General features: G+C 45.6%; 6 protein-coding genes. All 6 read left to right on the plus strand.

The features are described from left to right. Positions 1 to 7 precede the first annotated feature (7 nt). The 6 genes from G519_RS0121295 to G519_RS50380 all read left to right on the plus strand — a co-directional run bounded on the left by G519_RS0121295 (position 8) and on the right by G519_RS50380 (position 10,333). Entirely contained in the window at positions 8 to 877 is an 870-nt protein-coding gene (locus tag G519_RS0121295; protein ID WP_029196427.1) for a carbohydrate ABC transporter permease, read from the plus strand. 66 nt (positions 878 to 943) lie between these two features. Then, a complete protein-coding gene (locus tag G519_RS0121300; RefSeq protein WP_029196428.1) occupies positions 944 to 2,530 on the plus strand; it encodes an extracellular solute-binding protein in 1,587 nt (528 codons plus the stop codon). A gap of 164 nt (positions 2,531 to 2,694) precedes the next feature. Beyond that, positions 2,695 to 3,903, plus strand: a complete 1,209-nt coding sequence (locus tag G519_RS0121305; protein WP_029196429.1) for an SGNH/GDSL hydrolase family protein — start codon at positions 2,695 to 2,697, stop codon at positions 3,901 to 3,903. A gap of 324 nt (positions 3,904 to 4,227) precedes the next feature. Beyond that, positions 4,228 to 9,834 carry a golvesin C-terminal-like domain-containing protein gene (locus G519_RS0121315; protein WP_029196430.1) on the plus strand — a complete coding sequence of 1,869 codons (5,607 nt, stop codon included), beginning with the start codon at positions 4,228 to 4,230 and terminating at the stop codon, positions 9,832 to 9,834. A 129-nt stretch (positions 9,835 to 9,963) separates the two neighbouring features. Further along, positions 9,964 to 10,095: a phytanoyl-CoA dioxygenase family protein gene (locus tag G519_RS53075; RefSeq protein ID WP_268618174.1), complete on the plus strand. Its 132-nt coding sequence runs from the start codon at positions 9,964 to 9,966 to the stop codon at positions 10,093 to 10,095. Between the two features lie 67 nt (positions 10,096 to 10,162). Next, positions 10,163 to 10,333: a hypothetical protein gene (locus G519_RS50380; protein ID WP_154669597.1), complete on the plus strand. Its 171-nt coding sequence runs from the start codon at positions 10,163 to 10,165 to the stop codon at positions 10,331 to 10,333. The last annotated feature ends 508 nt before the right edge of the window (positions 10,334 to 10,841 follow it).

Genomic DNA, 10,841 nt, shown 5'->3' on the forward strand with positions numbered 1-10,841 from the left:
TTTGGGTATGATTAATCTGTCATTCGGGGAAAAAGTATGGCAAACAGCCGTTTATTTCATTCTTATTGTGCTTTCTGTACTCTGTTTGTTTCCCTTTTTATATGTGGTTGCTGTATCTGTTACTCCAGAATCGGAAGTGTTAAGAAGAGGAATTGTTATTATTCCAGAATCCTTTACCTTTATAGCATATAAAGAAGTATTTCTTTCTCATGGTATCGGGCAGGCGTATAAAATTACTTTGTTTCGAACGATCGTAGGTACTGCGCTTAATGTGTTTTTTACGATAATAGCGGCTTATCCGTTATCCAAAAAATATTTGCCAGGGCGCAGCGCATTTTTACTATTCATTGTCTTTACCATGATGTTTGGGGGAGGATTAATTCCTACTTATTTATTAATCCGCTCTCTGGGATTGCTAAACAGTCCTTGGGTAATGATTATTCCACATCTCATTAGTGCATTTAATCTAGTGATCATTAAAGGCTTTTTCGAGCAATTGCCTGCTGAAATCGAGGAATCGGCAAGGGTAGACGGTGCAAGCGAACTTCAGACGTTATGGAAGATCATTTTACCCCTGTCCTTACCCGTCCTTGCCACGATTTCCTTATTTTACGCAGTCGGGCACTGGAACAGTTATTTCGATGCTATTGTTTATATTAATGATTCCAACTTAATGCCTCTACAAGTTATCTTGCGAAACATCCTGCTTAACGTCGCAACACAAAGTGCTGATTCACTCGCCAATTCCGGAACCGTTAGCACGTTCGCTGTGCAAATGGCTGCTGTAGTCGTGACTACGGTTCCGATTTTGATCGTTTACCCGTTTATGCAAAAGCATTTTACTAAAGGTGTGCTCATGGGATCGGTTAAAGGTTAAAAGGCATTCCAACCTAGGTTGTTGCGGGAAAACCGTGATAATATATAAGCAAAAGGAGAGGTCAATATGCAGCGTAAAAAGATTTCATTTACTATTCTGACAGCAATAGTAGGTTTAGGAGCGGTATTGTCAGGATGTGGGGAAAAAAATGAAGTTATACCGACAGCTTCGAGCAGTTCTCAAGGCCAGCCCAACAAGTTTGCAACCAAAATGAAAATCTCGATGTTTAACCAAGGCACTTTCAACGCTGCTGCTCCGCTTCCTCCCCGTGAAGAAGATATCCAACGCCAAATGTTGGAAAAAGCAGTGAATATCGACTTGGATATGATGATTCCTCAATCAGGGCAAGCAACAACCAAATTAAATACGCTCATTGCTGGCGGTGATATTCCAGATTTGCTCTTCTTGAAGAGCCGGGCTGATCTCGCACAATATTATGACCAAGGCGTTCTTGCGGATTTGACACCGTACTTGGATCAATTTCCCGAATTGAAAAAACGTTTTGGTAAAGACTCCTGGGATGCGATGTCATATCTAGGAAAAACCATTGCAGTTCCAGGTTATGATAATGTAAACGGTATCAGTCGAAGCTTCTTCATCCGCAACGATTGGCTCAAAAAGCTGAATATGAAAGTGCCGACAACCCCTGACGAGCTGTTCGAAGTGATGAAGGCCTTTACGGAGAAAGACCCGGACGGAAACGGCAAGAACGATACGTACGGTTTCATAGGCGGTATGAATAAAGAAGGCAATCTGCAAACCTACGGCTTCGATAGTTTGATGTGGATGTTTGGCGTTAATCCTCCCTCAGCCATTGAAGTGAAAGACAATAAACCAGTGTTCCTGTTTATCGATCCAAAAATGAAAGAAGCGCTCGCTTACATCAATAAAATGATGGAAGCTAAAGTTGTAGATCCAGACTGGGTGACGATGAATACGCCCGATTTGTTGGACCAAAAGTTATTTAAAGGTAAAGTTGGCTTCATGATAAGAGATGCCCGCAGACTGGAACCGGATGCCCAGCAGAAAATGAAAGAAATCGGCGGAGAGGTGCCGGAATGGATCGTCATTCCTCCAATGAAAGGGCCTTACGGCGATCAAATCGTGGAGAGAAAATCGTTCCAAGGCAATTCATGGGCCATTTCCAAGAAAGCGGACAAGGACAAAATCATTCGGATCTTGTCTATGTTGGAATATCTCTTTACGGACAAAGAAGCATATCCGAATTTCGCATACGGCATTAAAGGGATTCATTGGGATGTAGTGGAGGGAAAGGTCAAAAATAAAACCTCCGAATTATCCAAGGAAATGAAAGAAAAGTACCTATGGGTTGATCATTATAGAATGCCGCGTCGTGGCGATGATGCCGAGTACTTCAGCTTCCAGAATCCGAAGACGGCAGAAGCTTTTACGAACAATCAGAAATATGTGGCGCCTACTTTGCCCGGGAATTTATTGACTGCAGACCCGAGCGATACATTGGCAGCTGACCGCCAACGTTTCATTAATGAAAGCTTGGTCAAATTTATGACGGGCAAAGACCCTCTTTCCAACTGGGATAATTTCCTCAAAACGTTGGATACCAAGTTTGACATGCAGAAATATAAGGACACAGCAACCAAGCAGTTTAAAGAAGCAGGCTTAATCAAGTAGAAAAAGGAAGAGAGTGGCAATTAGTTGCCACTCTCTTTGTTGGTCTAGGGGGCAAAAAAATGTATGAATTTTTCTCGAAATCATGTAAAAAAACGCAGAGAAAAAGGACTACCATGTTAGTTGTATGCTCCTAAAAAAGATAAGTGAGGTTAGGTGAAGTGACGATGAAGGAATTATTTCCTAGGGAAGGCCTTCCAAATGTAATTCAAAAGTTGGAAAATGAGGACACGGTGACAATAGTCTATTTCGGCGGTAGTAATACCCGTTCTGAAGGATACCGTGTAATGACAGCGGAATGGCTTCGTGAGCAATATCCCAAGGCGGATATCCGCTCTGTGAATGCTGGCATTGACGGGACTGGATCGGATTTGGGCTGTGCTCGTTTGGAGACGGACGTGCTGCGGCATCAGCCGGACCTGGTGTTTGTCGAATTTGTCGGTAACGACGGCGGAGTTCCTGAGTCCAAAGCGCGGATCGAAGGAATCGTCCGTCAAATCCGCAAACGGAGTCGTTATACTGATATCCTGTTTGTTTATACGTTGAAGGAGCGGGATGTGGTCGGATTTCAGTCTGGGGAATATCAGAAGGGAGCTCTTATGCAGGAGGATGTGGCCGATTATTACGGTATTCCTTCGATTCATCTGGGCGTAGCGGTCAGTCATTTGGTGTCGGAGGGAAAGCTCATTTTTACCTCAGGGGCAGACAAGTCCATTCCCGGAGCCATTGTTTTTACGCATGATTCGATCCATCCGACAATTCCCGAAGGACACCAGATTTACACAGATACGATCACCCGGTCGTTTGAGAAGATTCGTGAACTTCGAGGACACTTGGGGAGGGTTGAACATAACTTACCTCAGGAGCCGTTGGTCCCGGCCAATCCTTGGGAATACGCCGCCATGCTGCCGTTGGATGGCCTTGCCAATTTTTCGGCAGGGTGGACCTATATGACTTCCGATGATTCAGATTTGGTCCGCGAGTACAATTGGTTGTTTCCCGGCCTATGGCGAGCGGTCGATCCGGGGGAGTCTATCAAGGTGGAGTTCATAGGCACTCACATCGGGCTGTTCGATATCGGGGGACCCGATTCCGGCAGATTGAAAGTAACGGTGGATGGCGGGGAACCTTTCCTCATCGATCGATTCACGCCATTTAACGATCATAATCGGAATCAGTATGTTTTCTTGCCGGAACTTCCGAATGGGAAACATACAATTCACTTCGAAATCGATGCCGAGATGACAAATAAAGTGGCAGTGTTTGAGGCAAGTGGCAATGAACGAAGTTTGGAGCATGTACGGCAGCATCCGGATTGGTACAAGCAAACGGTGATTCAGCTTGGGAGGTTGTTGCTGGTACAGCCGCCATTATAATTGATCAAATCGGCATTGTTCCCATCGCAAGACCTACATCGTATCTGACTGCAGTTGAGCGGTCCAATACGACGTAGGTTTCTTTTTTGACATAAAATCTTATAAGAAATTCTTGAAATTAAAGAAATTTTACAGTTATATGACATGCTAAGATAAAAAAAGACGTAGGGACTAGTCGGACCGATACGGATAATAGCTGCGTCACAACAATTCGAAAAAAGGAGGTTGGTTTTTATTTTGAAAGCGTTATCAGAATGATTCGAACATTCCATACGTTGAAATCCGTATTGTTTGAAAGCAAATCATGGAAAGGATGTGAGTTTTATGATAAAAAGTAAGCTGTTCTTCTTAATCGTTCTCATCATGACGATGATAGTTCCTTTAAGCCTATTCGGGATAAGGACCGCTAATGCGGAGACCTTCCCTTTTAAGACAATCATCATCGATGACGGGAGCATCACGATCGATGGTGTCGTCACCCCTGATGCGGATAACGCGAATAACGGATACTCGGCTCCCAATTGGACCACAAGTACCGGGGTGAAGGGGTATAATAATTCCAGTTCCCAATATACGAGTACAGTAGGCAGAACTATATCGTGGAATCCACGTTTGGCAGCAGGAACGGCGAGAATATCGTTCTACAAGCTTAACTGGGAGGACAAAGCGGATAGTAATGTAAAAATAGAAATCGTTCATAACGGAATGACGGATGTACGATTTATGGATCTGCGGCCTTCATTCGGGGCGCCTGCGGGATGGGTAGATTTGGGAGAGTACTATTTCTCCGGGGTTGGTGAAGAATTCGTTAAATTGACTCGGTCTACCAGCACCACTAGCACGATACTTACGCGTGCTGACGCGGTCAAGTTCGAAGGGAATATTCGGCAGAAAGAGCCTCATAAGACGATCATCATTGATGATGGAAGCATCACGATTGATGATGTCGTTACAAGCGATGTGGATAACGCGAATAACGGGTACTCCGCTCCTTATTGGACCACAAGTGCGGGAGTGAAGGGATACAATAATTCCAGTTCCAAATATACGGATGCTGTCGGAAGAAGCATCACATGGAATCCGCGGTTGGAAGCAGGAACGGCGAGAATATCGTTCTACAAGCTTAATTGGGCGGATAAAGCAGATAGTAATGTAAAAATCGAAATTGTGCACAATGGGATTACGGATGTCATGTTTATGGATCTCAGGCCCTCGTCGGGCCCATCTGCCGGATGGGTTGATTTGGGGGAGTATTATTTCAGTGGTAATGATACTGAATTTGTCAGGCTGACTCGAACGCAACCTACGACAGGCACCATCATTACGCGGGCAGATAGCGTCAAGTTCGAAGGAAATATCCGGCAGCAAGCTCCGCCGTTGCCTCCGCTGCGCAGCCGCACATTGGCGAATCTCAGTTATACGGAAAAAGGCAGCATCGAAAACGCAAACTATAAGGCGACTTTCTATGAAGCTACTTGGGATGGAGGCAAATCCATCGTTCGTGATCTGTTCTACAAGGACTCGGATACGGGGAACTGGGTGCCAATCAATAATGTGACGGAAAGACTTGAAGAACAATGGGTTTTATTGGATGGGAATGCGGGAAGTCGAACCAATTACTACGATACGATGAACAAACGCTGGATTACATTCGACGGGATCCATTTCCCTGATAGCCATACTGCCGTATTAACCGATTCATTGCATGGAAGCGATTACGATTTACAAGTGAACTGGTCCATGTCAGGGGACAAACCTGATGTTTCCTTTGCTTTTACACCTCGTCGGAACGGCAATTATGTGATCGGCTATCAGTCTTTCACAACAGAGCAAATCTCTGGCATCAATGAAGTGTTAAATGGTTTCAGATCGCATGCCAAAATGGTAGGTTCAGTGGAATCAACAAGCTTAAGAGAGCTGAGCGCTCCGATGAGTCTGGTTGAAAAGAATGACGGCGCGGGGAACGCTTTGACGTATGGCGTATTTGTACCATCGGAAGAGCTTCCGGTCGAATTTGAACCGACGGGAGGCGTTACGAAACAACGGCTGGGGATGAGTCTTGTCAACAACGAAGGCAGCGTGCAGCCGATCCTGTATGCTCCTCAACTAGGAACTTATTCGCAAATGACCGCGGAAAGCACGTATCAGTTTCATATGGGGCTAATCGCTCAAAGCAGCAGTCTGTATGAGGCCTACGGGGATATTCTTCGCAGTGAATACGGTTATTCGGCATACCGGGAAAATGTCGCCGATCAGTCGCTTACAGATGCGATGTTCAATATGATCGATCTGCTCAAAATTGAGCCTCAGAGTGACGACACTGTTAATTATGTTCCGTCGCCCAGCGGGTGGTGGAACCGAGCCAAGGGCTTCATTGACATCGAGAACGAGGATAGCGTTCGAACAACATCGAATGCGGTTCTTCTGGGGGCTTACTACTTGACCGGAGACGACCAGCTTTATGATACGAGAGCGCTGCCGTCCATCCAGTACGGTGTATCGCGAAATGGTATCGGTTGGTCGCCGACGCAGAAGCCCGTATACGGCGTGCCGTCATTATGGAAAATGGCAACCTTGCCGTTCGATGTTTCAAGCGTAGCTGCTGTCAATCAAATGATGCGCACTTCGGCGGGAATTCAAGCGCTAGGGCAGCAAGAGTACCTTGTGCGCAATCCTGATCAGAAAGATCGGGGTCCTGTCATCCAGCCTCTGATGATGTATCGTATGACGGGGGATGTGCAATATTTACAAGCTGCCAAGGATGCAGCCGACAGCTATATCGCTCAGAATATCGATACCCCGGAATCCGTGAATGTGAGTAAAAATGAGTTTATTTATTATTATAGCAAGCTATGGATGGAGATCTTGGAGCTTTACGAAGAAACGAAAGATCCCAAATACTTGAATGCCGCGTACAAGGAAGCCAAACAGTACGCCACCATGTTAGTTGCTCGTCCGGTTCCTGGAGGCACCGTTACGATTCCGCAGCCGGAAACGTATAATTACGCGGAGTTATTCCATTGGCCGGCAAGCGGTAAATACAATTATCCTAGGAGCAAGCTCCCAGAAGATGTAGCCGGGGGCGTACAAGCAGACAGTTGGCTTGTTTCACCCAACGGGTTGACGTTTGAAGCGGGAAGTACAACCGGCTATTATCGGATGAATGCGCAGGAGGCTCCATTCATGCTGAGATTGTCACTCTACACAGGCGACAACCTGCTGCAGGATATCGCTCATAATGCGGTCATCGGACGATATTCCAGCTATCCAGGTTATTACTATAAAGGCTTCGCCATTAGTCAACTTGAACCGGATTTTCCTCTGGAAGGTCCGAGCGGGGCTACATCCATCTATTATCACCATATGCCGGCGCAGCTCGGGCAAACGATGGATTATCTGATCAGCGAACAATCGCTGAAATCTAATGGGAGTATTACATTCCCTTCTGTATTCGAAACTAATTTTTTATGGTTCAAATATCACCTCTATGGGAATAAACCAGGTCAATTCTACGGCAATTCGAACGTTTGGCTCTGGATGCCCAAAGGGATTATCCAGACCAACCATCCGCAATTGAACTGGATAACAGGGGAGAGCGGAAATAAGTTCTACATCGGATTAAGCAACGAATCGACTGCTGAAGTACAGACTCCAATCGAATTGAATGCGCAAATGATCGGGTTTAATCCGGCGCAAGATTATACCGTAACCATCATCCGCGATAATGGCACACCAGAGCAAGCGGTTATGAGAGGCGGAATCATTCAGGCCACGGTTTCAAGCAAGGGAATAACAGCAATCATTGTGGAGGGACTGGGCATTGATGTGCCGCTGCACCAGATTAGAACTGCCGATACATCGGATGCAAGCTATTTCTTCGATGTCCACAGTCCAATAGATGCTGTTAAAGGCATGCTAATCGTCAAGCCCGACGAAACGTCTTACGATGCTTATGTGGAGGCAAAAACGACGAAACCAGCGACGATCCATTACTCCTTGGATGGCGGGGCCACGTACACAACAGTTCCAGATACGATCTATCCGATGGAATGGTCGATACGGGTCAACGATTTATCCCAAACCTTCACTTATTATGTGGAATCGGACGGAAAACAGACCCGCAAGCGAACGCTATATCTGCCTGATCAGGTAACGGTAACGCCGATCCAACCGGAGTGGCAGCAGGGGTCATCCATCATTGTCGATAATACGGAGGCGGAAACGGAAGGCGTCTGGATACGAGATACAACGGCTAATGACTATTACTATGATAACTATGTTTATGCAAAATCGACTGCTGGCACAGCGACAAGCAAGATTCTCTGGCGGCCGGAGCTGCCGGAAAGTGTTACTTATAGCGTGTATTACAAGCTTCCGCAAATCACCGCCACGAGTGAAAATTGGGCAACCAATGCCTCTTTTACCGTCTATTATAGCGGGGGTTCCGAGACGGTTACCGTTGATGAGACAACGGCCAATGGAACGTGGGTGTTCTTGGGAGCTTACCCTTTTGCAGCAGGCGATAGCGGGTATGTCGAATTAACCAACAAGGCCAACAAGTCACGGGTAGTTGCCGATGCGATGATGTGGGTGGACCCGAATAGGATTCCGCCGTTGGCGTCGGTGACCATCCTGTCGGATCGGGACGAACTGCAGATGACTCAAGGTGCTCAGCTGAGCGTAACTGGCTATTTGGACAACGGTCTGATCGGTGATCTGACACATGCAAATGTGCAGTATTTCGTTGACAGAACCGATCTGGCTGCAGTGGACAGCAGCGGTTTGTTGACCCTTCAAGGCCTCGATGGGGCCACGGATCATATCGCGGTGTGGGCCACTGTAACGATTGACGGAGTGACTTTAACAACACCGTCTTTGACCATAACGATCAGAGACCTGACGGTTATTGTCGACAGCACGAATACGACCGGGTTATACGCAACGGAAGGGTCTTGGAGCCAAAGCAATTTAGCCGGATACAAAATTGGTGTTAAGTCCCGTTACTCTACGGTTCAAGGATCATCGGCGACTTGGAAGGCCCAGTTTCCAGAGGGGAGATATACGGTCTCCATTTACAAGCTCGTCCATACGACGGCAAACGATAATCATGTCAAAGTGGAAGTGAAGCATCAGTCGGTTACCGAGATCACATATATCGATGCGACAGTCGGCTCGTCGGGTTGGGTTAATCTTGGAACGTTCGACTTTACAGGAGACGGCAGCGAGTATGTTCGTTTAACCAGGGAGACTCCGACAACGGTAGATCCGCCAACGCTTCCTGCCGATATGATCTATACGAGGGCTGATGCAGTCAAGTTCGAACGGCATTCCGTCAGTCCGGCACTGCTTGCAAATGGGGTGCCGGGTAAACCGACACTTTCGAATAATAGTGGTGTTGCGACAGGCTTACATGATGGCAATTATGAGGTTACGATGAATATGTGGTGGGGAAACAATGGCTCACTATATAAGTTGTACGAGAATGGCCAATTGATCCAAACGAAGTCACTGGCCGATGCATCACCAGCAGCCCAGACTTCCATTATTCCTATTCAAGGTAAGCCAAACGGAACCTATGTGTATACATGTGTGTTATCGAATTTGTATGGAACGACTTCATGTGATCCACACACCGTCACCGTGGTTGATGCGAATCCTGGCAAACCTGTGTTGTCCAGCGACAACTGGGATCAAGATGGGACCTATACCATTACTGCTAATATGTGGTGGGGCACGAACGCAGCACAATATCGATTATATGAAAATGGCGAACTTATTGAAACGCAATCTTTATCTTCACAAACACCAAATGCCCAATCGGCAATTACACGAATTTCGGGAAAGGCTCCTGGCATTTATCAATATCGTTGTGAGTTTATAAATGGAAATGGAACGACGGTAAGTGACGTTATACAAATTATTGTAAAATAAACCCTAAGAGCTGAGTGGATGAGAACGATCCATTCGGCTCTTTTATTTTTTTGAACAATCATAAAATATTGGAATTTTTCATGCAAGCAGTCATTTCTTTTACACACATTTGAAAATGTACGATTATACATGCACAAAGTCGCGATAAAATGGGCTACAACAACGTTTGATGCAGGCGATGTTCTCATCTTCGGCATGTATTTGCTTCATAGTTCGCTTGAAAATACGACGAACCAATATCGGATCAGCTTGGGAAGGTAAATAGGTGGCTTTTTGATGTATATGTGTATAATAGAGGTATGTTATTTTCAAAGGTGGTCTACATACGATGATTAAATGCACCAATTGTTCGAAAGTCACAGAACTTCAAATGCAGCGCTGCATCCATTGTGGGAAGATCCTGACGTACACCGTTGCAGAGAAATTCGATATCTTAGCAGAATCTGTTGAACATGCGTTGAAGAAGGAGCTAGAAGCAAGAAGAAAGATGAGGCATTAGATCAATTCTCACGGTTGTGACTAATGCCAGCAGGCAGATAAAAAGGGTAGTATGGAAATGCCATACTACCCTTGGAGGCGTTGGGCATTATTGGATTTTTAAGGGTTAGGCTAGTCGGAGCCTAACCCTTATCTATTACAAGGCATACGAGTGTGACTGACAACTCTTACGTAGATGCGGGAATTGTTGTATTCAATACATTACCGATGCAAAATAGCTGACATGATTAGAAGGGCTGTATGTCTAAATACAATTTGTTTAATATCTTGTATTTATTACCATTTCGTTTTTTGGGTACAAGCCAAAAAAGTAAAGACTACAGAAAATGACGCGTTTTTACCATTAATTTACATTTTATTCTTGTGTCTCCGCTATTCTCTCACTATGATGCGCTGTGAACTTAGCCGTTCTTTTGTCTTGCTCGTCTTCTGTCGACCCTTTGAAGTTCTACTTGGCGGGCGAAAGACAGCATTTACAAAGTTAGACCAGCTATCATAGAAATAGATTC

The sequence above is a fragment of the Paenibacillus alginolyticus DSM 5050 = NBRC 15375 genome (genome assembly GCF_000422905.1).
GTDB classification, from domain to species: domain Bacteria; phylum Bacillota; class Bacilli; order Paenibacillales; family NBRC-103111; genus Paenibacillus_E; species Paenibacillus_E alginolyticus.